Source organism: Methylobacterium sp. BE186 (assembly GCF_031457035.1).
Lineage (GTDB): Bacteria > Pseudomonadota > Alphaproteobacteria > Rhizobiales > Beijerinckiaceae > Methylobacterium > Methylobacterium segetis.
Map to the genome: position 1 here is coordinate 116,960 of NZ_JAVDVV010000010.1, position 22,469 is coordinate 139,428.

Genomic DNA, 22,469 nt, shown 5'->3' on the forward strand with positions numbered 1-22,469 from the left:
GCTCCGCCATCACGCGCTCCCGTCCGTCGCGAAGCCGAGATCGCGCAGGGCCGCGCCCGTCTCGGGCTCGGCAAGGAGGGCGAGGAAGGCCGCCAGCGCAGGCTCGGCGGCCCGGTCCGTCCGGTAGGCGAGGTCGTAATGCTCCTCGGTCACGGGCAGGAAGCCGAGGCCGTAGGCGCGCGCCACGCCCTCGATCGCCACCCCACAATCGGCCCGGCCCTGCGCCACCGCCGCCGCGACGGCGTTGTGCGAGCGGGGCTGGTTCCAGTAGCCCGCCGGGCGGGCGCCTTTCAGGAGGCCGTCGATCAGGAGGCGCGTGCCCGAGCCGGTGTTGCGGTTGACCATCACGGCGGTGTCGTCCTCGGCAAGGGCCGCAACGGCGTCCTCGGCGGAAAGCCCGGCGAAGCGGGGATCGCCCTCGCGGAACAAGACCCCCTGCATCCGCCGCCAGCCCGGCGCGAGGCTCATGCCGGGCGCGAGGAAGGGCGCGTTGTAGCGGCCGCTCGCGGGATCGAGGAGGTGCATCGCGGCGAGGTCGCACTCGCCCCGCTTCAGAGCCGCGAGCCCTCCGGCCGAGCCGACCCAGATCGTCCGGGCGCGATAGCCCCGCTCCGCGAGGAGGCCGACGACGCGGTCGAGCCCGAGGCAGTGGCTGCCGACGATGGTGAGGTCGGGCGGCTTCACGCCCGCGCCGAGGCGGGTCACGGTCACGGCCTCGCCCGCCTCGAGCCCGGCGCGGTTCGCCGCCACGGGGAAGAACCCGTCGGCCTGCGAGAAGGCGGTGACCGAGCCCGACCCCTTCGGCAGGGGCAGCGCGACCAAGCCGTCCCCGGCCCGCGCCAGCGAGGCCATCACGAATTCCATGCGGCCGAGCTCGGACGGGACCCGCTGCGGGACGCGGGCCGCGACGCTCGCCTCCTCGCGCGGCGCCAAGCCGGCGAGCGCGCGCACCAGCGGCACCACGAATTCGTGGAAGGTGAACATCGCGGAGGTGGGGAAGCCCGGCAGCACCACGATCGCCTTGGTGCCGATTGCCGCGAGGCAGAGCGGCTTGCCGGGCTTCAGCGCGACGCCGTGGACGAGGATACCGGGTTCGCCGAGGCGCGAGAGGATGCGGTGCGAGACGTCGCCCGCACCCTTGGAGGTGCCGCCGGAGAGGACGACGAGATCGGCCTCATCGAGGCTCCGCCGGATCGCGTCCGCGAGCTGCGCCTCGTCGTCCGGCACGATGCCGCCCGCCATCGGGAGGCCGCCATTCTCGGTCACGGAGGCCGCGACGATGGCCCCGTTCGAATCGTAGATCGCGGCCGGCCTCAGGGGCTCGCCGGGCGCCACCAGCTCGTCCCCGGTGGAGAGCACGGCGACGCGCGGGCGCCGCACCACGGGCACGCGATCGAGCCCGCAGGCGGCGAGCATGCCGATCTCGCGCGCGGTCATGGTAACGCCCCGGCGCAGCACGGTCTCGCCCAGAGCCATGTCGGCGCCGGCATAGCCGACGAACTGGCCGGGGGCCGAGGCCCTGGCGATCTCGATGGACGGGCCATCCGCGGCCTCGACGAACTCCGTCGTCTCGACCATCAGGATCGCGTCCGCGCCGCGCGGGATGACGCCGCCGGTGGCGATCGGCGTTGCCGTGCCGGCCGCGACGGCGAGGTTCGGCGCGGTGCCGCAGGCCAGGATCTCGGCATTGAGGCGCAGCCGCACCGGGCTGCCGTCCCGCGCCGCCTCGGTATCGGCGGCGCGCACGGCGAAGCCGTCGACGAGGGAGCGGTCGAAGGGCGGCACGTCGATCGGGGAGGCGACGTCCTCGGCAAGCACACGCCCGAGGGCTTCGGCAAGCGGCACGCACTCGGCCGGGAGGGCGGTGTGGGGCACGGCCGCGCGGAACCGGGCGACCGCCTCCTCCCGGGACAGCACGCTCAGGAACTGCTCCTGGCGCGCGACCTGGGACAGGCGCTTCAGGAACGCGGCTCGGGTCTCGCTCTGCGGCGCGTCACTCACAGCGGCATGATCTCGACGGAGGTCCCCTCCGGATAGCCCTCCCGCTCGGGCGGGACCAGGATCGCGCCTCGTGCCAGGAGAAGCCGGTGCAGGGCAAGCTCGGCCGAGCCGAGCGGATCGACCCCGCCCGCCCCCTCGGCGACGAACACGATCTCGGAGAGCCCGATCGCGGAGGAGACCTTGCGCAGGAGAGGCGCGGCGCGCGCCGGCTCGGGCACTGCGCCGGTGAGGGCGCGCAGGAGCGGGCGTGCGAGGACGAGGAAGGCGGCGAGCATCGCCTCGGGCGCACCGGGCAGGAGCAGAACGGGCCGCCCCTCCGCGCGGCCGAAGCCCGCGCTCTCGCCGGGGCGGAGCGCAAGCCCGTGCGCGGCAAGCCGGCCCGCCCGCGCGAGCGAGGCCGCGGCGTGATCCTCCCGGCCGAAGCCGGTGCCGCCGACGACGAGGCAGAGATCGGCCGTCTCCGCCACCAGCGCGGCGTCGAGAGCCTCGGGTCCTCGTGCAGGAGCGACGATCCCCGACACGGCGGCGCCTGCCCGCTCGACGAGGCTGCGGAGCGTTGCCGCGCGGGCCTCGCCGCCCGACCTCGCGAGCACGATCGCCACGCGCGGCAGCCGAACCCTCACGGGGTCGGAGGCGGCCTTTGCCAGCGCGTGGACCGGGCGGATGCGTTGGCCGGCCGCGAGGATCAGGCTGCCGGCCTCAAGGTCGCCGGCCGCGAGCCGCGTCCCCGCACCGGCCGGCGCGTCCGCGACGATCTCGGCGATGGGTGCCGAAGCCTCGATCGCCTCGGGCGGCAGCACCGTGTCGGTCCCGTCCGGCAGGGTCTCGCCGGCCTCGACCCAGGCCGGGGGCGCAGCGAGGGCGACCGGCGCGTAGGCCGAGGCGCCGACCGCGTCGTCGGCTCGCACGGCCCATCCGTCGCGCAGAGCGGTGCGCCGCGCCGGGCGGTCGGCCGCGGCCGGAACGTCCTCGGCGGCGACGCGGCCGACCGCGTCCGCCAGGGGAAGCGTCGTCGGCGCGACCGGCTCGACGCCGCGCAGCAGGATTCCCAGTCCCTCGGACAGCGGCATCAGGGCCGAGGAGGCCGTTCGCTCCGTCATGGCCGGCCCGAGCGATCGAACTCGCCCGCCCCGCGATGAGACCCGCACATGGTCCTGTTCCCGGCTGCGGCTGTGGGTCCCTCACGTCGCCGATCGCGGCGCCGTGATCAAGGCCCTGCGCCGATCCGGCACGGGAGACAGCCGGAATGGCCGCGTCTATGGTCGCCCGTCCCCGTTGCCAGCCGCCGCGAAGGAACCGTGAGACGCGTCGCAGCCCTCCTCGCCCTGACGCTCCTCACCGGCGCGCCCGCCCAGGCGCAGCTGCGCGGGCACGGCGGCCCGGTCCGCGCACTCGCGGTCTCGCAGGACGGGCGCGTCGCCGTGTCCGGCAGCTTCGACCAATCCGCGATCCTGTGGGCGATCGAGGAGGGCACGGCGCGGCGGGTGATGCGCTTCCACGAGGGTGCGGTGAACGCGGTGCTCGCCCTCGCGGACGGCCGTCTCGTCACCGGCGGCGAGGATGGGAAGATCGCCCTCTGGCAGCCCGGAGCGGCCCAACCCGCCGCGATCTTTGCTGAACACCAAGGCCCCGTCGTCGGGCTCGCCGTCTCGCCGGACGGGACCCGGCTCGCCTCCGCCTCGTGGGACGGCACCGCGCGCCTGCGCCCGCTCGGCGGCGGGACGGCCCAGGTCTTCGAGGGCCACAAGGGCAACGTCAACGGCGTCGCCTTCACGAAGGACGGCCGCCTCGCCACGGCGGGCTACGACGCCACCCTGCGGATCTGGCCGATCGAGGGCTCGGACCCGCCCCGCATCGTCACCGTGCCGACGCCCCTCAACGCGCTCGTCGTCGCGCCCGACGGGGAGATCGCGGCGGGCGGCGCCGACAGCACGGTCCGGCTGTTCTCGGCGGACGGGGCGGAGCGCGCCACGGTCGAGATCGGCCCGAGCCCGGTCATCGCGCTGGCGCTCTCGCCGGACGGCGGCCGCATCGCGGCGGCGACGGTCGTGGGGGCCGTGGCCGTGATCGACCGCCGGGCGGCAAGACCCCTGTTCAACCTCGTGGGGCCCGGCCTGCCGGTCTGGTCGCTCGCCTTCCGCTCCGATGCCGAACTCGTCACCGGGGGCGGCGACCGGCTGATCCGGCGCTGGGACATGCGGACCGGCGAGCCGATCGGGGGCTTGGCGATGGCCCGGCCGCACGACGACCTCGCGGCCTTTGCCGGGGACCGGGGCGCCGAGGTGTTCCGCGCCTGCGCCGCCTGCCACAGCCTGACGCCGGACGGGGGCAACCGCGCCGGGCCGACCCTGAGCGGCGTGTTCGGCCGGCGCATCGCCACCGCGGCGGGCTACAATTTCTCCGAACCGCTCAAGAAGCTCGATATCGTCTGGAACGCGGAGACCATCGCGCGGCTCTTCGAGATCGGCCCCGCCCGCTTTACGCCGGGGACGAAGATGCCCGAGCAGACGGTCAACAGCGCGGCCGACCGAGAGGCGCTGGTCCGCTTCCTGGAGCGGGCCACCGCGGCGCCCTGAGGCGCCGACCTGCCTTAGACCGGCTGCCCGTCCCGCGCCGCGCGCTCGCGCAGGTAATCCTCGCTGGTCCGCGTCGGGGCGCGCTCGGGCCCGGCATGCGGGTCGAAGCCTTCGTTGAGCGCGGCCTCCACGCGGCAATCCTCGCACATCATCAGCGAGCGGACCCGGGCCTCGCCGGCGGGGCCGGCGAACATCCAGTGGCTGCCGCGCAGCTTCTCGATCACCCGCTCGATGGTGCTGCGCGTGCCGAAGCCCTTGCCGCAGGTGATGCAGTCGAAGGGCTCCTCCTGCTTCACGATCCGGCGCGGCTCGGCCCAGGCCGCGAAATCGATCCGGGGCTGGAGCGTGATCACGTCCTCCGGGCAGGTCGCGGCGCAGAGGCCGCACTGCACGCAGAGGCTCTCCTCGAAGGCGAGCAGGGGCCGGTCCGCGCTGTCCGAGAGAGCACTCGTCGGGCAGGCTCCGACGCAGGCGAGGCAGAGCGTGCAGGCCTCCGTGCGGAACGCGAGCCCGCCGAAGGGCGCACCGGCCGCGAGCGGCACCGCGTCGACGGGGCTCGGCGCCGCGACCTGCAGCTCCCGGAAGCTCGTGCGGAGCACGCCGCGCTTGTCGCCGGCCGGCAGGAAGCCCGCTGGCCTCGGCGCGGGCGTGCCCAGGGAGACCGCGCGCAGGGCCTCTCCGAGGGTGTCCGGATCGTCCGTCTCGATCGTCGAGACGAGGCCCCCTCCGGCCGGGTCGTAGCCGAGCGCGTGGAGAACGCTGTTCGTGAGGTCGAGGGTGCGGTGCAGGCTCGCGATATCGTGCTTCGGCCGGGCGCGCAGGAGGAGGCGCGCGCCGACCGCCCCGTAGGCGAAGAGCGCCGCGAACACTTCGGGGCCGATCTGCGTCACCTCGTTCACGCGCACGGGCAGGACATGGGCGGGGAGGCCCTCCCCGTAGCGCGACAGGGCGTGGATCAGAGGCTCGCCATGGTCGCCGTCGTGGAACAGAACGACCGCCTCGCTGCCCCCCGCCGCCCGGTACGCGCTCGTCAGGGTGCGCAGGCGCCGCAGAAGGGAATCGGCCGGCGGCAGGGCGTAGGAGGCCGCGCCTGTCGGGCAGAGCGCGGCGCAGGAGCCGCAGCCCGCGCAGATATAGGGGTCGATGGCGACGTGGTCGCCGTTCGGGCTGATGGCCCCGGTCGGGCAGACCTCGAGGCAGCGGGTGCAGCCGGTGATGCGCGAGCGCGAATGCGCGCAGAGATCGGCCCGGAAGTCGATGAAGCGCGCCTTGTCGAAGGTGCCGACGAGGTGCGAGGCCTCGAACAGGAGGGCCTCGACCGCCTTCGGGTCGCGCGGGTCCGCCCGCAGGTAGCCGCTGCGGGTCTCGTGAGCGGGAAACAGCGGCACCCCGCCGGTCAGGTCGATGACGAGGTCGCAGGTCGAGGTCGCGCCGTTGCGGGCCGCGCCGAAGGCGAGGGCCGCCCGGGAGGACGGCACCGGCAGCGCGTAATCGTCGATCCGCAGCTCGAAGGCGCCGAGGTGGCCCTTCGCCGACGAGATCGTGCCGCGGAGGATCGGGAAATCCGCCCGCAGGGGCGGCGCCACCGATTCCGGCCGGGACAGGAGCACGGTGATGTCGAGGTGGTCGGCGAGCCGCCGAGCCGCCTCGATCGCCGTCTCGTCGCGGCCGTAGACGAGGGCGACGCCCGCGCTCTCCATGCTGACCAGCGGTGCCTCGGGCTGCGGCTCGGCCGCGGCTGCCAGAAGGGCGGCCATCTTCGGGCCGGCGATGGGCCCTTCAGCCGACCAGCCGGCCATCTCGCGGATGTTGGCGAAGGCGACGCGGTCGGCGGCGCCGGCCTCCTCGGCGATCTCCTCGAAGAGCGGCGCCTGGAACGTGCACGACACGGTGACCGGGCCGCCGGCCTCGATGGCCTGCCGGTACCGGTCGAGGTCGCGCCCGCAGAGCTGGTCCGCCGTCGCGAGCGTGCCGCCGCAGCCCTTGCCGAGCGCAGCCCCATCGAGCGACATCGTCTTCTCGCAGGAACAGGCGATCACCGAACGGTCGGACACTGTGTCATCCCCGAATCCGGAGGCCCGTGGCCTCCGCGCGCTTGCAGCGGCTTCTTATACTCGAATAGGTCCAAACTGCGATTGAACAGATGGGCGCAAGGCTTGCGCGACGCCACGATGACGAACCACGCCGCGATGTCACAGGGGAGGGGGCTCGACCTGCCGCCGCTATTCTCGGACGTCGCCATCGATGCGGCCGAGCGCGTCCACGCCGAGGCCTGCCGGCTCGCGAGCGCCGAGGCCGCCGGCACCATCGTGCACGCGCTCGACGGGGATTACCCGGCCTTCGCCGTGGTGCTGGCGCCCGAGGAGCCACTGGCCGGCGCGCGCCGCGCCTTCCTCGCCGGCATGGTGGCGCTGGGCGAGGCTGTCGGGGCGCACGCGCCGCCGGAGCGGGCCGTGCGCTTCGCGTGGCCCGACGCGATCCTCTTCAACGAGGCGCGGATCGGCGGCGGGCGCCTCGCCTGGCCGGCGGATTGTCCAGAAGACGCGATCCCGGACTGGCTCGTCTTCTCCTGCATGCTGATCGGCTCGAAGCGCGCCGCGGGCGATCCGGGCCTGACACCGGAGACGACCTCGCTGGAGGAGGAGGGGTTCGAGGTCGAGGATCGGGCGGTCTTCGTCGAGGGCTTCGCGCGCTATCTCATGCGGGCCTTCGAGACGTGGTCCGATCGCGGCTTCGGCGTGCTCGCGCACGCCTACCGCGAGGAACTGATCCCGAACCTGTCGGGCGCCGACCAGCGCATCGATCCCGCGGGCGACCTTCTGACCGAAGACCCGGCCTTGCTCGGCGGCTGGCGACGGGACGGCCTCGCCGCGGGCCTGCGCACGCCGACCTGGCTCGAGCCCGCGACCGGGAGGCCCCGCCTGTGAGCCCGATCAAGCTGCCGCGAACGCTCCGCCTCGACCCGTCGGACACCTTCGTCTTCGCGCATCCCGCCGAGCCCGGCGAGTGGGCGGTCACCGGCTCCTTCCTGTTCTTCGACGCGGATCCCGAGGCCCTGCCGCCGAAGGAGCGGGCGGCGTTCCGCTCGGGCTTTCTCGGCGTGACCTCGTTCGGCTTCTCGACCCTCGTCGTCGTGAGCGAGGCGAGCGAGGCCGAGCGCGAGGCGGCCGTCGCCGCCCTCGCACGCCACATCCGGGAGAAGCTCGGCGCGCCGAGCGAGGCCGCCGCGCGCGCGGCGGCCGAGGAGGAGATCGCGGTGGCGGCCTCCCTCTGCGGGCCGGCCATCGGCACGGTGATCGCGCTCAACCGCAGCGTCGAGGGCGGCGAGCTGAAGGAGCGTTTCCGGACGCTGCAGCGGCGGGAGGGCGTGCCCGGCGCCGACCGGCTGCACGCGCATTCGCGCGCCTTCACCTTCGTCGAGACCGATGACGAGCCCGAGGAGAGCGTCGACCTCGTGCGCCTGATGGGGACGGATCCGCGATGACCGAATTCTGGGTGTCCAGCGGCCACCATCTCGCCGGCCGCACGGAGGCCGGCGGCCTCGCCGTGACGGACGAGCTTCTCCTCGCCTATCTCGCGCGGCCGGAACTGGTGCCGCCGCCGGAGGCCTGCCCTGCGGAGCGGGCGCTGCACGCCGCCCTCCTCGCCGATCCGCGCCGTCCCGTGGCGGCCGCGGAGGTGGCTTCGCTCGCCGACGCGGACGCCGTGGAGAACTGGCAGGTGGTCCTCGCCTTCCGCGACAGGCTCCTGAGGGCGCGCTCGATCGAGGCGGCCTATCTCGACCTCGTCCGGAACGGGCTCGCCGGGACGCCGGGCCTGTTCCTGAACCAGCTCGTCCACCTCATCCTGAGGAACGCGCTGGACGGCTGCGAGGACCCCTACACCCTGCGCGGGGCCGAACTCTTCTTCCGGCCGCAGCGGGTCTCGCTCTCGGGCGAGGCGACCGTGCTGGCCGATGCCGAGATCATCGAGGCGCGGGAGGCCGGCGCCTCGGCCTCGCCGCTGATGGCGATGTTCGGTGCCGAGCCGGCGGCCGAGCTCGACGTGATGACCGACGAGAACGCCTGGACCTACTGGAGCCGGTCCGACGCCTTCACCATGGCCCTCAACATCTCGGAGAACCCGCGCAGCCGCGACGGGCTCGCCCGGGCGATCGAGGCGTGGCTGCGCCATCTCCTGGCGCTCGAGGCGAAGGTCGAGCCGCTCGCCCGGATCGAGGAGCGGGACTGGCGCTGGTTCGTCGGCCTCGACGCGGAGGCGACCCGGATCGGCAACGCGCTCTGGCGCGGCGAGGCCGTCGAGCCGGAAGCCCTGACCCGGGTCGTCGCGTTGTTCCGCATGACGATCGCCGACACGGCGCGGATGGAGCGGGACGTCGCCGGCCACCCCATCTATCTTCTGCTCGCCATGAGCCCGGACAAGCGCGTGACCCTGAAGCCCCAGAACCTGGTCGCCGGTCTGCCCCTCGCCGGCGCGGTCGTCTGAGGCATGGGGGAGGAGGCCTGATGCCGAAGGATCGTTTCGCCGTCGGCGTGATCGTCGCCCGGCGCAAGCTCAAGAGCCCCTGGGCCGATCATCAGTGGCTGCCGGTCGCCGCCCTGCCGGACGTGCCGGAGACCGAGCCCTGGACCCTCCTCGCCTCCGCCGAGGGCGAGGACAGGTTCTATGCGGGCGCCCACGAGGTCGGCCTGCACATCAGCGAGACCGGGCATTACCGCGACAATCTCGTCTCCGGGCGGCCCTCGCTCTGGGTCGCCCTGCGGCACGTCGCGGGCGACGCCTACGAGGTCGCCGCGGTCACCGCCGACCCCTACGAGGGCGAGGCGATGGCCGAGGGCATCGGCGAGATCGTCGAGCCCGTGGCGATGCCGGAGGCGATCCAGGCCGTCGTCGCGGAGTTCGTGGCGGCCTTCCACATCGAGCGGACCTTCGAGAAGCGCAAGCGCGACCGGGCCGACCCGGAGGCTCTGGCGCGCGGCGCCGTCGGCGGCCAGCGCGGAGGAGGCACCGAATGAGCGGCGCGGACTTCCTCGCGCGCTGGTCGCGTCGCAAGCGGGAGACGCGCACCGAGCCCGTCGTGCCGAGACCCGAGGATTCGCCGCCGGACGCGGCTGCAGCGCCCGCGCCGGCCGAGGAGGCCGCGCTGACCGAGGAGGAGATCGCCGCGCTGCCCTCGCTCGACACGTTGACGGCCGGGACGGACCTTGCGCCGTTCCTGCGCAAGGGCGTGCCGGCGCTGCTCCGCAAGGCCGCCCTGCGGCGGATGTGGTCCCTCGACCCCGCGATCCGCGACTACGTCAGCGAGGCACGGGAATACGCCTACGACTGGAACGTCGCGGGCGGCGTCCCGGGCACCGGCCCCCTGCTGCCGACCGACGACGTGAAGGCCATGCTCGGCCGGATCTTCGGGGACAGGCCGGATGGCGAGCCCGACGCGCCACCGGCGCCGGCCGGCGAGGCCGGGCTGCCCGATCCTGGAATGGATGATTCGGCGCCCGATCCCGAGGGCGAAGCGGCTCCGCCCGCAGCGATTGCATCCGATAACGCGGTCGATCGCACGTTGCTGCCCGAGCACGCGCAAGCCCCCGCGGAGCCCATCGAAGACTCGACTGTGAGACAGAATCCGCAATCTCTCACGCGGGTGCGACGCCATGGGGGTGCGATTCCGATTTGAACTGCTCAAAAGTGAGATTGCGGGCCGTTCGAACGCGTTTATAATGTGCACAATGAATTCGGTCCGCGGGGAGCGCCTGCGGGTTGAGGAGCAAGATGCTGTCGGGTGCGTTGGGTCAGGGCGTTGCCGAAGGGGGAATCGGCATGGCTGCAACGGTCGACGAGATCGATCTGCTCCGCTCGCGCCAATACGACCTCCTCGCCACGCTGGTCGGCCGCGTCCCCTGTGCCCGGGTGCTGGGGCAGGTCGGCGGGCTCTCTGGCGACGGGACCACGCTCGGCCGTGCGCTGGGCCGGCTCGGGGCCGCGGCGCGGGAGGCCGATCCGCGGGCGATCGAGCGGGACCATTTCGAGACCTTCATCGGGGTCGGGCGGGGCCGCCTCCTTCCTTACGCCTCCTACTACCTGACCGGCTTCCTGAACGAGCGCCCGCTCGCCCGGGTGCGCGAGGACTTCGCGGCGCTCGGGATCGAGCGGAGCGAGTCCACGAGCGAGCCGGAGGATCACGTCGCGATCCTCCTCGAGGTGATGGCGGGTCTCGCCTCCGGGCGGGTCGAGGCGGAGCCCGGCGCCGAGGCGCGTTTCTTCGCGCGCCACCTGCAGCCGTGGGCGCCCCGCCTCTTCGCGGATCTCGCGGAGCAGGCGGACACGGAATTCTACCGGGCTCTGGGCGAGCTCGGCCGGATCTTCCTGGAGATCGAGGCCGAAGCCTTCGCCATGGATGCCTGAGCGCGCGCCGGGAACGAGCCGGCCTGCGCGAGTGATGAGACGATGAGAGACAGTCGGGAGTGACGAGAATGGCCCAGGAGAAGAAAGGCGAGATCGGTCGCCGCCAGTTCTTCCGCACGCTCGGCGGCGGCTCGGCCGTCGCGGCGGCGGGCCTGCTGTCGCCGATCTCGACGAACGAGGCCCAGGCCTACGATCCAGGGTCCGAGGAGACCAAGGCGCGGTATCGGGAGACCGACCACGTCAAGGCCTTCTACCGGACGAACGGCTACGAGACGCTGAAGAAGTGAGATCGCGATGCTGATCAAGCGCAAGAGCGGCGAGGCGAGCCGCACGAAACATCAGGCCGTCGCCGCCGGTCTCGCCGCAGGGGTCCTCGACCGCCGCGCCTTCCTGCGGAAGTCCGGCCTCGCGGCGGGCGGCCTCGCCGCCGCGGGCTCGATCCAGCTCGGCGCGGTGCGCCGGGCGCAAGCCGCGGGCTCGGCCGTGAGCGGGGCCGAGGTGACGATCAAGAAGAACATCTGCACCCACTGCTCGGTCGGCTGCACGGTGACGGCCGAGGTGGTCAACGGCGTCTGGGTCGGCCAGGAGCCGTCCTACGCGAGCCCGATCAACCGCGGCACGCACTGCGCCAAGGGCGCGGCGATCCGCGAGCTCGTTCACGGCGAGCGCCGGCTCAAGTACCCGATGAAGCTCGTCGGCGGCCAGTGGACCAAGGTCTCCTGGGAGCAGGCGATCGACGAGATCGGCGACAAGATCACGGCCATCCGCGAGAAGTCGGGCTCCGATTCCGTCTACTGGCTCGGCTCGGCCAAGTTCACGAACGAGGCTTCCTACCTGTTCCGCAAGCTCGGCGCCTTCTGGGGCACGAACTCGGTCGACCACCAGGCGCGCATCTGCCACTCGACCACGGTGGCGGGCGTGGCCAACACCTGGGGCTACGGCGCCCAGACCAACTCCTACAACGACATCCGCAATGCCAAGACCATGATCATCATGGGCGGCAATCCGGCGGAGGCGCACCCGATCTCCATGCAGCACGTGCTGTCGGGCAAGGAGATCAACCGCGCGAACATGATCGTCATCGATCCGCGCTTCACCCGCACCGCCGCGCACGCCACCGAGTACGTGCGCATCCGCTCCGGCACCGACATCCCGGTGATCTGGGGCATGCTCTGGCACATCTTCCAGAACGGCTGGGAGGACAAGGAATTCATCCGCCAGCGCGTCTACGCGATGGACGACGTCCGCAAGGAAGTCGCCAAGTGGACGCCGGACGAGGTCGAGCGCGTCTCCGGCGTGCCGGGCGAGCAGCTCCGCCGCGTCGCCGAGATCTTCTCCAAGGAGAAGCCCGCGACCCTGATCTGGTGCATGGGCGCGACCCAGCACACGGTCGGCACCGCGAACGTGCGCGCCTTCTGCATCCTGTGCCTCGCCACCGGCAATGTCGGCAAGCCGGGCACGGGCGCCAACATCTTCCGCGGCCACACCAACGTGCAGGGCGCCACCGATCTCGGACTCGATGTGACGACGCTGCCGCTCTATTACGGCCTCGTCGAGGGCGCCTGGAAGCACTGGGCCCGGGTCTGGGACGTCGAGTACGAGTGGCTGCAGTCGCGCTTCGATGAGATTCCGGCCAAGGGCGGCCGCAAGGCCCGCACCCGCAAGGAGAACATGGAGGCGCCGGGCATCACCTCGACGCGCTGGTTCGATGCGGTGAACCTGCCCGACGACCAGATCGACCAGAGGAGCCCGATCAAGGCGATGATGGTGTTCGGCCACGGCGGCAACACCGTCACCCGCCTGCCGGACGCCATCGCCGGCATGAACAAGCTCGAGCTGCTCGTCGTCGCCGACCCGCACCCGACCACCTTCGCGGCGCTCGATGCGCGGCAGGACAACACCTACCTGCTGCCCATCTGCACGACGCTTGAGTGCGACGGCTCGCGCACCGCCTCGAACCGCTCGATCCAGTGGGGCGAGACGATCGTGAAGCCGGCCTTCGAGTCGAAATCCGACTACGAGGTCATCTACCGGCTCGCGACGAAGCTCGGCTTCGCCGACAAGATGTTCAAGGGCATCAAGGTCGAGAACGGCGTTCCGTCTGCCGAGGACGTCCTGCGCGAGATCAACCGCGGCGGCTGGTCGACGGGCTATTGCGGGCAGAGCCCCGAGCGCCTCAAGGCGCACATGAAGAACCAGCACAAGTTCGACCTCGTGACGCTGCGCGCGCCCAAGGACGATCCGGAGGTCGGCGGCGACTATTACGGTCTGCCCTGGCCCTGCTGGGGCAAGCCGGAGATCCGCCACCCCGGCTCCCACATCCTCTACAACACCAACCTGCACGTGAAGGACGGCGGCGGCTGCTTCCGCGCCCGCTTCGGCGTGGAGCGCAACGGCCAGACGCTGCTCGCCGAGGATTCCTTCAGCAAGGGCTCGGACCTGACCGACGGGTATCCCGAGTTCACGATGGGCGTCTTCAAGAAGCTCGGCTGGGACAAGGACCTGACGGCCGAGGAGATGGCCGTGATCACCAAGATCGGCGGCAACAACATCGACGCGGTGAGCTGGGCGACCGACCTGTCGGGCGGAATCCAGCGTGTCTGCCTCGATCACGGCGTCGTGCCCTACGGCAACGGCAAGGCCCGGGCGAATGCCTGGAACCTGCCGGACCCGGTGCCGGTCCACCGCGAGCCGATCTACACGCCGCGGCCCGACCTCGTGGCGAAGTATCCGACCCGGCCGGACGACCGGCAGTTCCGCATGCCCAATATCGGCTTCTCGGTGCAGAAGGCCGCGGTGGACCGGGAGGTCGCCAAGAACTTCCCGATCATCCTGACCTCGGGCCGGCTCGTCGAGTACGAGGGCGGCGGCGAGGAGACGCGCTCGAACCCGTGGCTCGCCGAGCTCCAGCAGGAGATGTTCGTCGAGATCAACACGAAGGACGCGGCCGACCGCGGCATCAAGGACGGCCAGTGGGTTTGGGTGTCGGGTCCCGAGGACGGCACGCAGACCAAGGTGAAGGCGCTCGTGACGGACCGCGTCGGCAAGGGCGTGGCCTTCATGCCCTTCCACTTCTCCGGCTGGTACCAGGGCAAGGACATGCGCCAGTACTACCCGGCGGGCACCGACCCGGTGGTCCTCGGCGAGAGCGTGAACACCATCACCACCTACGGTTTCGATCCTGTGACCGGCATGCAGGAGCCGAAAGCCACCCTCTGTCAGATCCGGGCGGCGTAAGAGGACGACATCGCCATGGCACGCATGAAGTTTCTCTGCGACGCGGACCGCTGCATCGAGTGCAACGCCTGCGTCACCGCCTGCAAGAACGAGCACGAAGTGCCGTGGGGCATCAACCGCCGCCGCGTGGTGACGCTCAACGACGGCAAGCCGGGCGAACGCTCGGTCTCGATGGCCTGCATGCACTGCACGGACGCGCCCTGCGCCTCCGTCTGCCCCGTCAACTGCTTCTACACCACGGCGGACGCCGTGGTGCTGCACTCCAAGGACCTCTGCATCGGCTGCGGCTACTGCTTCTACGCCTGCCCCTTCGGAGCGCCGCAATATCCGCGCGTCGGCAATTTCGGCTCGCGCGGCAAGATGGACAAGTGCACCTACTGCGCGGGCGGCCCCGAGCCCGACCTCTCGACCATCGAGTACGAGAAGTACGGCTCGAACCGCCTCGCCGAGGGCAAGCTGCCGCTCTGCGCCGAGATGTGCTCGACCAAGGCGCTGCTGGCCGGCGACGGCGAGATGATCGCCCAGATCTACAAGGAGCGCGTGATCAAGCGCGGCTACGGCTCGGGCGCGTGGGGCTGGAAGACGGCCTATCGCGAGACCGTGGCCATCTGACCGGTCGATCCGGCCGGTCTCACAGCGCGAGGACGAGGGAAGGGTAGGGCAATGCGGCGGCAAACGACGCGGATCAGGACATTCGTCGCGGCAACGATGCTCGCGGGCCTCGCGGGCACCGCCGCTCTGCCGGCGCTCGCGCAGCAATCGGCTCCGCCGACGACGACCCCGACGACGGCGCCGAACCCGACCGCGGATTCGGTCAATGAGGACATGCTGTTCAAGCAGGGTCCGAAGATCGGCGGCCGCATCTCGATTCCCGATCAGAAGGCGGCGAACCTGATCCAGCCGCAGGGGCGGGAATGGCGCGGCTTCCACGAGACCTGGATGCCCTGGATCGGCGCCGCCGCCATCCTCGGCATGGTCGCGCTTCTGGGGCTGTTCTACTTCACCCGCGGCCGCATCCGCATGGAGCACAGCGAGGAATCGGGCCGCAAGATCCTGCGCTTCAACGGGTTCGAGCGGTTCACGCACTGGATGACGGCGACCTGCTTCATCATCCTGGCGCTGTCGGGCCTGAACTACATCTTCGGCAAGCGCCTGCTGATGCCGGTGATCGGGCCGGACGCCTTCGCCACGCTCTCGCAATGGGCGAAGTACGCGCACGTCTACCTCGCATGGCCCTTCATGCTCGGCATCGTCTTCATGTTCGTCGTCTGGCTGCGGGACAACATCCCGAACCGGATCGACCTGCAGTGGATCAAGGCGGGCGGCGGCTTCATCGGTAAGGGCCACCCCCATGCCGAGCGCTTCAATGCCGGCCAGAAGGTCGTGTTCTGGATGGTGGCGGGCTTCGGCACCGCGATGGGCGTCACGGGCCTGATGATGCTGTTCCCCTTCGCGGCGACCGACATCAACGGGATGCAGATCATGCAGGGCATCCACTCGCTGATCGGGGTCGCGTTCATCGCGGCGATCCTGGCGCACATCTACATCGGCTCGCTCGGCATGGAGGGCGCCTACGACGCGATGGGCAGCGGCAAGGTCGATCTGGCCTGGGCGCGCGCGCACCACGACCTCTGGGTCGAGAAGGAGCAGGCCCGCACCGCGAGCGGCCCGCAATTGCGGACCCATCACGCGCCGGCCGAGTAACCGAGACGGGCATTCGCATGCCGGCCTGAGGCCGGGACGGGAGACCACCATGAAAGCGTTCGCTGTCGCCGTCATCTGCGCCGTGGCGATCGGCATCGCCGCCTCGTACATCCTGTCGAGCAGCCAGCGCTTCGCGTGGCAGGCTTTCTCGACCTCGTCGGCCCGGGTGTCGCAGCCCGGCACGAACCTCGTCGGTCCGCGCTGGACCGGCGACGCGACGGGTCCGCACGACGCGGTGGCGGGCGAGACCACGGCGCCGAAGCGCTCCTGAGCGTTGGCGGCCTCACGGAACGAACAAGAAGGACGGAGACGATGAAGGGCCTGCACCTCGCCACTCTCGCGGCCGCCGCGATCCTCGTGCCCGCAGCCGCGTCGGCGCAGGCCGGGTCGGGCAAGCCGGCGAATCTGTGCCAGGAACTCGTCGCCTACGTGCATCCGCCCGCACCCGCGCAGGCGCCGGCCGCGCCGGCGGCCGGTCAGCCGGCTGCGGGGCAGCCAAATTCGGGGCAGCCAAGTGCGGGCCAGCCGACATCCGCCGTGCAGGCACCGGCTCCGGGCCAGCAATCCGGGGGCCCCTCGGCAGCCGCGGGCGAGACGCAGCAGAAATCCGGCATGAGCGGCCCCGTGGCCCAGAACGGGCCCGGCGCCTCCGGCCCGCAGGGCGCCGCGCAGGCCGATGCCAAGGCGACGGCTCCGCAAGCGGCCGCCCCGGCGACGCCCGCCGCGCCGGCCGCCCCGCCGCCGCCCCTGAAGCCGACGCCGGAGATGATCGAGCGGGTCGACGCGGCCGCGCGCGACAACAGCATCGCGGCCTGCCGCGACGCCGCCCGGGCCATGCGGGTCGCCGGCATCCCGATGCCCGCGCCGCTCCTCGCGCTTTCGGCCCTCGACCCGAAATTCTTCACGCCCGCCCAGTAAGGCCAGAGCCGCGGCGGGCGGCCCCCTGACGGCGCGGGCCGCTCACCGCACCACGTCGATCACCTCGTAGCCGTGCCCGAAATTGAGGGTGTGCAACCCCAGCCCCTCGACCGGGGCACGGGGCTCGATCGTCGTGACCCGCGTCTGCGCATAGGCGTCCGCCGAGAGGGTCTCGACGGTGCAGAGCGAGAGCGCACCGCCGTAGCTCCGCGAGCAATCCTGCGCCGGCCGCCACAGCTTCCCGCCGAGGCGGAAGAGATTTCCGGCGGGCCGCGCCGAGGTCGCGTCGATGAGGGCGGGATCGATCGGGGCGGGCCGCCAGGGGCCGGCAAGGTCGGGAGCCGTGTAGAGGCGGAGCGTGTCGTTGCGCGAGCCGTGGCGCTCGCGCACCGCGGCGAACATCCACCAGACGCCGTCCTGGCAGTGGAGGGTCGCGTCGGAGGCGTCGACGCCGTCCACCAGCACGGCGACCTTCTCCCAGATGTCCGGCACGCGCACGGCCCGGTAGAGGCAGATCTGGCGGCTGTTGCAGCTCTCCGGCACCATCCAATGGGCGCCGGCATGCTCGATCACGTGGGGGTAGGAGAGGTGGTGCGCCTCCTCCAGCACGGGCCGAACCTGCGAGATCCGGCCCGCCTCGTCGAGGGTGCCGACCGAGATCAGCCCCTTGCGCGTGCCGAACGGGAATTCCTCCATGATCACGTAGGTCGTCCCCCCGGCGGCGAGCAGGAAGGGATCGGCGTAGAAGCGCTGCCCGTCATCCGGCAGGAAGGCGTAGCCCGCCTCCGGCAGCTTGAGGGTCCGGGCGAGGAGATCCGCGTCCCGGGTGCGGCGGGCGCCGACCCGCCAGCGGGGCGCCTCGCGGCTGAGCTTCGTCAGCGTTCGCGCGATCTTGGTCCGCACGGCCCGCGCGGCGAAGGCCGCGAGGTCGGCCGGGACGACGGCGCGCCCGGCGGGCGCATCGTGTGGCCCAGCATCCGCCGTGCCCTCCCGCACCGCCCTGAGGCAGAGGCCGAGCAGCACGCCGAAGGCATTGTCGAGCCGCTCCGTGAGGACGGGGCGACCGGCGATCTCCGGACGCGCAGTCTCCGCGCGGGCGGCACCGTCGATCGAGAGGCTGAGGCGCGCCGGCTGCATCACGCGGTCGAGCAGCACGTCCTCGTCGGCGCTGCCGTCGTAGAGCGGGCGCAAGCTCGGCCGATCCGCTTGCGCCGGAACACCGGACAGGTCGAGCACCAGATCGGCGGGCTCAGCGGGCGAGGCGAGGGGGCAGACGCGCCGGATCGCGTCGGCCGAGACGGGTTCGGCGGCCCGCTCGCCGCGCAGGCGGAAGACGAGCCGCTCGAGATCGAGAAGGAGGCTCAGCCCGGCGGGGAGGGGGCGGCCCCGCGCCGACAGGTCGAGGGCGACACGATACCGGCCGGTCGCCGCGATCTCGTCGAGGAGCCAGAGGTGCCAGCGCCAGAGCCGACGGGGATCGAGGCGGATGACGAGCCGCGCCGCCGGTGCCGCGTCGGCCGCCTCACCCGGAGCTTCGTCCTGCACCACGCTCCGATCCGCGCGCCCGTGCCCGGCATCCTCCCCGCCCGTCCCGCCATCCGCCATCGTCCGTCCCCTCGGGTGCCCCCCGCCTCGGTCCGCCGCCGCGGCATCGGGGAACCCTCGTTCGAAGCTTGGGCCGCCACCCGCCGCCATCTCAGCCGAATCCGTCACGCGGCCCCCCGGTTGAGGGCCGGCCCCGATGCGGAATGATCGAGGGGATTTTCCTGCGCGCTCACATGCGAGCCGAAACGTCGCCTGAGGGCGAAGAACGGGCGCTCGACGAGGCGATAGGAGAGCTCGGCGAAGGCGAAGGAGAGCATCCAGCCGACGGCCATCGCCGCCGCGAAGCGCCAGCCCGCGCCGGGCAGGAGCGCCTCGCCGGCGGCCAGGCCCGCGAGGTGCCAGAGGTAGAGCGCGTAGCTGAGGCGCCCGATGCGGAGGGCGACCGGCCCGTCGAGAAGCGCCTTCAGCCGGGACCAGCCCGGCGCGACGGTGCCCGCGAGCACGAGCGGCACGAGCGCGATCTCCTGGATCGTGTAGCGCAGGGTGTTCCGGAACAGCTCGTCGCGGATCAGGAAGCTCGCGAGGATCGCGCCGGCCCCCGCGGCGACGATCGCGGGCCGCGTGGCGGCGGCCACGAAGCGCGCGCCGGAGGGCGAGCGCCACGCGAGCGCGGTCACCGCCCCGAACAGGATCGCGTCGATCCGGCACTCGGTTGCCATGCCCGTATAGGCGGTGGCGATCTCGGGATGCCGGAGGCAGACGAGGACGCGCACGACGAGCGAGAGGGCGCAGAGCGCGAGCAGGCCGGGAATGGCGACGGCGCGGCGCCGGAGCAGCAGGGGCAGGAGGAGCGGGTAGACGAGGTAGAAATGCTCCTCGACGGCGAGCGACCAGAGCTGCCCGCCCAGCCCCTGCATCAGCTCCTTGTGGAAGATCGACAGGTAGTTGGCGAGGTAGGCGAGCGCCCCGATCACCCCGAGCGGGTGCAGCGCGTGGCCCCCGGCCACCCAGACCGCGCCGGTGATCGCGATGAAGACGACGAGGGGCGGGTAGAGCCGCAGGAAGCGGCGCATGTAGAACGCGCCCGTCGCGATGCCGCCCGTGCGCGACCGCTCCTCGAGAAGGAGGCTCGTGATCAGGAAGCCGCTGACGAAGAAGAAGATCGTCACCCCGAACACGCCCGGGATCACGTTCTGAAGCCCGGAATGCGAGGCCATCACGAGGAGGATGCTGACGGCGCGGAACCCGTCGAGCCCCGGGATGCGCAGGCCCGTCTCGCCGCCCGCGCGCGGGCCGGCGCGGTTGTGGCCTTCGGGGCGGGTCGAGGGCATGGACGCGGTTCCTGCGCGGGACCCCGGCGGCCGACCGTGCGGGGCAGGGGGGCGGGTCATCGCGGCGCCCCCGCGCCCGCCTGCGGATCGGTCCTGAGGCCGAGGGCGCGCAAGGTCGTGCGGTCGAGGACCGAGCCGCCATCCTCGGCGACGAGCGACATGCCGCCGTAGCCGCCTAGCGCCCAGAAGGCCCAGCCGAACGAGCGCTGGTCGGCGAGGTCGCGGATGTCGCGCAGCCACGTCTCGTAGGAGAGCGGGTCGGAGGCGCGATAGGGCCCGTAGGTCCGGGTCGCGCCGAACTCGCCGAGAAAGATGCGGTCGCCGGGAATCGCGTTGCGGCGCGCCCACTCGCCGACCTGATCGAAGGCCTGCGCGATCCGGGACCGGTCGAACCCCTCGGCCAGATAGGCGCGCACCTGCGCCTGGGCCTGCGCCAGGGCCGCGCGGCGCCGGGTGGGATCGAGGCTCGCGTCGCCCTCGACGTTGCCGCGCACCACGTCGAGGACGATCGGCGCCGGCACGCTGGCGGCCGGATAGGGCATCTCGGAGAGGTAGCGCCACATCTCGGAGCCCTTGGAGTCCGAGACGACGCCCTGGTGGGTGAACGGGTAGGGCTCGTAGAAGTGGAAGGAGTAGAGGACGCGGCTCCCGCGGAACGGCGCGGGGTCGAGGGCGATGAGCCCGAACCGGTCGCCGCCATGCGCTCCCGTCAGCACGACGAGGAGGTCCGGCGCCTCCCCGCGGATCGTGGCGTGAAGGCGCTCGCACATCGTCTGCCAGCGCCGGACCGACGAGGAATCGTAGCCGTAGGGCGGCTCGTTCATGGGCTCGAAGGCGACGGCGGCGCTGCCGAGCCCGCCGAGCAGGCGCGCGGTGCGGCGGACGAGCTCGACGTAGCGCAGGAAGATCGGGTCCTCCGTCGAGCGCAGCCAATTCACCGGGTCGTAGCGGGGCACCTGCGTGTTCGGGTGGAGATCGACCACCACGGCGAGGCCGGCCGAGAGGAACCGCCGCACGGTCGCCGTCAGCCGCGCGTCGAGGGCGTCGCGCGCGGCTCCTTCGAGCTGAAGGAAGGGGCCGGGATCGAGGGTGAGACGGACGAAGTCGAAGCCCGCGGCGGCGACGTTGCGGATCACCGCGTCCGACAGCGCGTAGGATTCGCCCGAGAAGGGCTCGGCCGCGTAGCGCGTGCGGTCCGCCGGGTCGAGGCGGCCCCAGTTCAGCATCGTGTGGACGCCGACTCCGCGCCGGAAGCCCGTCCCGGGAGAGGCCGCGCCAACGGCCGGCGCGAAGCCCGCGAGGAGGGCGAGGGCGAGGAGAAGCGCCCTCATGGCCGCAAGCCCGCTGCGCCGGGGCGGAGCCGCGGGGCCGCGGCGGGGTGGAAGGCGATGGCCAGCGACAGGATCAGGAAGACCGACGGCGTCTTGCTCGACAGGCCGTTGTTGCTGAGCGCGGCCGCGAAGAAGATCACCGTCCCGAGGATCGCGCTGCCCTGGGCGCCCCGCAGGATCGTCACGACGAGGCGCCCGAGCATCAGGGCGAAGAAGCCCGCGCCGATGAGCCCGAACTGGACGATGAGCACGACGACGGAGCTCTCGATATAGGGCAGCTTGAACTGCTCGAAGGCGAGCTTGCGCACGGCCTCGATGTCGCCGCCGAGGAGAAGCTCGTTCCACGAGAGGTAGGAGAGCACGCCGTAGACGTCGACGCGCGCCCTCGCATTGCCGTCCGCCATGCCCTCCGAGAACCGGTCGAGCGCCCCGGCCGCGACGAGGGCGCCGAGGAGGACCGGGCCGACGAGCAGCACGCCGAGGATGACGAGGACGCGGCGCTCCTGGCGGCGCCCGGCCGGCAGGCCGGCGCCGATGCCGGCGACGAGGAGGGCGACGGCGCCGAGGCTCGCGAGCAGCGTGGCGGTGCGCGCGCCCGACGCGACGCAGCCCACGAGCAGCAGCGCGCAGGCGGCGAACCGGAGCCGCCGGGACCAGGGTGTGGCTGCGGCGAAGCCGATCCCGGCCGCGCACCACATGCCGAGCTCGAGCGGGTGCGAGGACAGGCCGGTCGGCCGGAACACCGCCTCGCTCTCGACGAAGGGCATCAGCCGGAACCGGAGCACGAATTCGACGATGGCGAGGGCCGCGCAGGCGAGCAGGTAGCAGACGAGGGCTTGCCCGATGCCCCGCCGCCAGGGCGCGGGGAAGACGAACATCAGCGCGAGCGTCGCCAGGGTGACGTAGGTGTCGAGCACGTAGCCGACCGAGGCGCTGCGCCCCGTCACCGTGGCGAAGGCGAGCAGGCCGGTGCAGGCCGCGCAGAAGGCGAGGAGCGCCCGCACCACCCGCAGCTCCCAGGCCGTCAGGTCGATGCGCTGCGTGAGGAGGCTCGCCGCCCCGACCGCGAGGAAGCCCCAGAAGGTGGGGTGGATCTTCTCGACGATCGAGCCGCCGTCGCCCGTGTAGCTCATCACGAGGTCGACGAGCAGCGGGTTCAGGGCCACGCGCGCCAGCACGAGCACCGCGAAGGCCAGGAACAGGGCCGACAATAGCGGGGTCGCCCGCGCTGCCGAGGGCAGGACACCGGCCGGGCCGATGGCGGTCACCATCTCTCCCTCACGCTCACGCGCCATTCTCGTTTCGCCCGCTAACACGAGGGAAACATGAAGAGGTTAAGATGTGCCGATTATCCACAATCCCGAACCTTCCTCGCCAGATGGCGATTGCTGTGCTCTAATCTGGAGTGCTGCACTCCGCACCTG

At 72.2% G+C, this 22,469-nt stretch carries 20 protein-coding genes; 13 read left to right on the forward strand and 7 right to left on the reverse strand.

Translation table 11 applies throughout. The annotated features are described in order from the left end of the window. Positions 1–9 precede the first annotated feature (9 nt). Positions 10–2,001, reverse strand: coding sequence for a molybdopterin biosynthesis protein (locus J2X36_RS13120; protein ID WP_310350240.1), 1,992 nt, complete (start codon positions 1,999–2,001; stop codon positions 10–12). Beyond that, positions 1,998–3,101, reverse strand: coding sequence for a molybdopterin-binding protein (locus tag J2X36_RS13125; RefSeq protein ID WP_310350243.1), 1,104 nt, complete (start codon positions 3,099–3,101; stop codon positions 1,998–2,000). The genes J2X36_RS13120 and J2X36_RS13125 overlap by 4 nt, the downstream gene beginning before the upstream one ends. A 198-nt stretch (positions 3,102–3,299) precedes the next feature. Between J2X36_RS13125 and J2X36_RS13130 the strand changes: the two genes are divergently transcribed. Continuing rightward, a complete protein-coding gene (locus J2X36_RS13130) occupies positions 3,300–4,577 on the forward strand; it encodes a c-type cytochrome (protein WP_310350246.1) in 1,278 nt (425 codons plus the stop codon). Positions 4,578–4,591: 14 nt separating this feature from the next. On the opposite strand, the gene J2X36_RS13135 is transcribed toward J2X36_RS13130, so the two are convergent. Then, on the reverse strand, positions 4,592–6,589 hold the full coding sequence (locus J2X36_RS13135) for a 4Fe-4S binding protein (RefSeq protein ID WP_310350342.1): 1,998 nt from the start codon (positions 6,587–6,589) through the stop codon (positions 4,592–4,594). Between the two features lie 159 nt (positions 6,590–6,748). Here J2X36_RS13135 and J2X36_RS13140 point away from each other — a divergent pair, with 159 nt between their 5' ends. The 12 genes from J2X36_RS13140 to J2X36_RS13195 all read left to right on the forward strand — a co-directional run bounded on the left by J2X36_RS13140 (position 6,749) and on the right by J2X36_RS13195 (position 16,838). Further along, the gene (locus J2X36_RS13140; RefSeq protein ID WP_310350248.1) at positions 6,749–7,504 is read left to right on the forward strand and encodes a biotin/lipoate--protein ligase family protein; all 756 of its coding nucleotides are present in this window, start codon (positions 6,749–6,751) and stop codon (positions 7,502–7,504) included. Beyond that, positions 7,501–8,061, forward strand: coding sequence for a DUF6505 family protein (locus J2X36_RS13145; protein ID WP_310350251.1), 561 nt, complete (start codon positions 7,501–7,503; stop codon positions 8,059–8,061). Before J2X36_RS13140 ends, J2X36_RS13145 begins: the two co-directional genes overlap by 4 nt. Next, on the forward strand, positions 8,058–9,062 hold the full coding sequence (locus J2X36_RS13150) for a DUF6352 family protein (RefSeq protein WP_310350254.1): 1,005 nt from the start codon (positions 8,058–8,060) through the stop codon (positions 9,060–9,062). The genes J2X36_RS13145 and J2X36_RS13150 overlap by 4 nt, the downstream gene beginning before the upstream one ends. Positions 9,063–9,082: 20 nt before the next feature. Further along, positions 9,083–9,592, forward strand: coding sequence for a DUF3305 domain-containing protein (locus J2X36_RS13155; RefSeq protein ID WP_310350257.1), 510 nt, complete (start codon positions 9,083–9,085; stop codon positions 9,590–9,592). Then, entirely contained in the window at positions 9,589–10,251 is a 663-nt protein-coding gene (locus J2X36_RS13160) for a DUF3306 domain-containing protein (protein WP_310350260.1), read from the forward strand. The genes J2X36_RS13155 and J2X36_RS13160 overlap by 4 nt, the downstream gene beginning before the upstream one ends. Positions 10,252–10,394: 143 nt before the next feature. After that, the gene (locus J2X36_RS13165) at positions 10,395–10,979 is read left to right on the forward strand and encodes a molecular chaperone (protein WP_132254354.1); all 585 of its coding nucleotides are present in this window, start codon (positions 10,395–10,397) and stop codon (positions 10,977–10,979) included. A gap of 68 nt (positions 10,980–11,047) precedes the next feature. Continuing rightward, complete coding sequence (locus tag J2X36_RS13170; RefSeq protein ID WP_109891547.1) at positions 11,048–11,266, forward strand: formate dehydrogenase; 219 nt, start codon at positions 11,048–11,050, stop codon at positions 11,264–11,266. Between the two features lie 7 nt (positions 11,267–11,273). Further along, positions 11,274–14,216 carry a formate dehydrogenase subunit alpha gene (locus tag J2X36_RS13175; protein ID WP_310350265.1) on the forward strand — a complete coding sequence of 981 codons (2,943 nt, stop codon included), beginning with the start codon at positions 11,274–11,276 and terminating at the stop codon, positions 14,214–14,216. Positions 14,217–14,231: 15 nt separating this feature from the next. Beyond that, entirely contained in the window at positions 14,232–14,828 is a 597-nt protein-coding gene (fdh3B, locus tag J2X36_RS13180; RefSeq protein ID WP_109891549.1) for a formate dehydrogenase FDH3 subunit beta, read from the forward strand. A gap of 51 nt (positions 14,829–14,879) precedes the next feature. After that, positions 14,880–15,920: a formate dehydrogenase subunit gamma gene (locus J2X36_RS13185; RefSeq protein ID WP_310350269.1), complete on the forward strand. Its 1,041-nt coding sequence runs from the start codon at positions 14,880–14,882 to the stop codon at positions 15,918–15,920. A gap of 49 nt (positions 15,921–15,969) precedes the next feature. Further along, positions 15,970–16,191 carry a hypothetical protein gene (locus J2X36_RS13190; RefSeq protein ID WP_132254357.1) on the forward strand — a complete coding sequence of 74 codons (222 nt, stop codon included), beginning with the start codon at positions 15,970–15,972 and terminating at the stop codon, positions 16,189–16,191. Positions 16,192–16,232: 41 nt separating this feature from the next. Then, a complete protein-coding gene (locus J2X36_RS13195; RefSeq protein WP_310350272.1) occupies positions 16,233–16,838 on the forward strand; it encodes a hypothetical protein in 606 nt (201 codons plus the stop codon). Between the two features lie 42 nt (positions 16,839–16,880). On the opposite strand, the gene J2X36_RS13200 is transcribed toward J2X36_RS13195, so the two are convergent. The 4 genes from J2X36_RS13200 to J2X36_RS13215 all read right to left on the reverse strand — a co-directional run bounded on the left by J2X36_RS13200 (position 16,881) and on the right by J2X36_RS13215 (position 22,316). Next, positions 16,881–18,443, reverse strand: coding sequence for a formyl transferase (locus J2X36_RS13200; protein ID WP_310350275.1), 1,563 nt, complete (start codon positions 18,441–18,443; stop codon positions 16,881–16,883). Between the two features lie 104 nt (positions 18,444–18,547). Then, the gene (locus tag J2X36_RS13205) at positions 18,548–19,714 is read right to left on the reverse strand and encodes an acyltransferase (RefSeq protein ID WP_310350279.1); all 1,167 of its coding nucleotides are present in this window, start codon (positions 19,712–19,714) and stop codon (positions 18,548–18,550) included. 56 nt (positions 19,715–19,770) lie between these two features. After that, entirely contained in the window at positions 19,771–21,045 is a 1,275-nt protein-coding gene (locus tag J2X36_RS13210; protein ID WP_310350282.1) for a cellulase family glycosylhydrolase, read from the reverse strand. Then, entirely contained in the window at positions 21,042–22,316 is a 1,275-nt protein-coding gene (locus J2X36_RS13215) for a VpsF family polysaccharide biosynthesis protein (protein ID WP_132254362.1), read from the reverse strand. The genes J2X36_RS13210 and J2X36_RS13215 overlap by 4 nt, the downstream gene beginning before the upstream one ends. Between the last annotated feature and the right edge of the window lie 153 nt (positions 22,317–22,469).

Bases quoted from the DNA above. Each gene is read 5' to 3' on its own strand.
- J2X36_RS13125 (WP_310350243.1), bottom strand. From the start codon at position 3,101: ATGACGGAGCGAACGGCCTCCTCGGCCCTGATGCCGCTGTCCGAGGGA.
- J2X36_RS13135 (WP_310350342.1), bottom strand. From the start codon at position 6,589: ATGTCGCTCGATGGGGCTGCGCTCGGCAAGGGCTGCGGCGGCACGCTC.
- J2X36_RS13140 (WP_310350248.1), top strand. From the start codon at position 6,749: ATGACGAACCACGCCGCGATGTCACAGGGGAGGGGGCTCGACCTGCCG.
- J2X36_RS13150 (WP_310350254.1), top strand. From the start codon at position 8,058: ATGACCGAATTCTGGGTGTCCAGCGGCCACCATCTCGCCGGCCGCACG.
- J2X36_RS13155 (WP_310350257.1), top strand. From the start codon at position 9,083: ATGCCGAAGGATCGTTTCGCCGTCGGCGTGATCGTCGCCCGGCGCAAG.
- J2X36_RS13160 (WP_310350260.1), top strand. From the start codon at position 9,589: ATGAGCGGCGCGGACTTCCTCGCGCGCTGGTCGCGTCGCAAGCGGGAG.
- J2X36_RS13165 (WP_132254354.1), top strand. From the start codon at position 10,395: ATGGCTGCAACGGTCGACGAGATCGATCTGCTCCGCTCGCGCCAATAC.
- J2X36_RS13170 (WP_109891547.1), top strand. From the start codon at position 11,048: ATGGCCCAGGAGAAGAAAGGCGAGATCGGTCGCCGCCAGTTCTTCCGC.
- J2X36_RS13175 (WP_310350265.1), top strand. From the start codon at position 11,274: ATGCTGATCAAGCGCAAGAGCGGCGAGGCGAGCCGCACGAAACATCAG.
- fdh3B (WP_109891549.1), top strand. From the start codon at position 14,232: ATGGCACGCATGAAGTTTCTCTGCGACGCGGACCGCTGCATCGAGTGC.
- J2X36_RS13185 (WP_310350269.1), top strand. From the start codon at position 14,880: ATGCGGCGGCAAACGACGCGGATCAGGACATTCGTCGCGGCAACGATG.
- J2X36_RS13190 (WP_132254357.1), top strand. From the start codon at position 15,970: ATGAAAGCGTTCGCTGTCGCCGTCATCTGCGCCGTGGCGATCGGCATC.
- J2X36_RS13195 (WP_310350272.1), top strand. From the start codon at position 16,233: ATGAAGGGCCTGCACCTCGCCACTCTCGCGGCCGCCGCGATCCTCGTG.
- J2X36_RS13200 (WP_310350275.1), bottom strand. From the start codon at position 18,443: ATGGCGGATGGCGGGACGGGCGGGGAGGATGCCGGGCACGGGCGCGCG.
- J2X36_RS13205 (WP_310350279.1), bottom strand. From the start codon at position 19,714: ATGCCCTCGACCCGCCCCGAAGGCCACAACCGCGCCGGCCCGCGCGCG.
- J2X36_RS13210 (WP_310350282.1), bottom strand. From the start codon at position 21,045: ATGAGGGCGCTTCTCCTCGCCCTCGCCCTCCTCGCGGGCTTCGCGCCG.
- J2X36_RS13215 (WP_132254362.1), bottom strand. From the start codon at position 22,316: ATGGTGACCGCCATCGGCCCGGCCGGTGTCCTGCCCTCGGCAGCGCGG.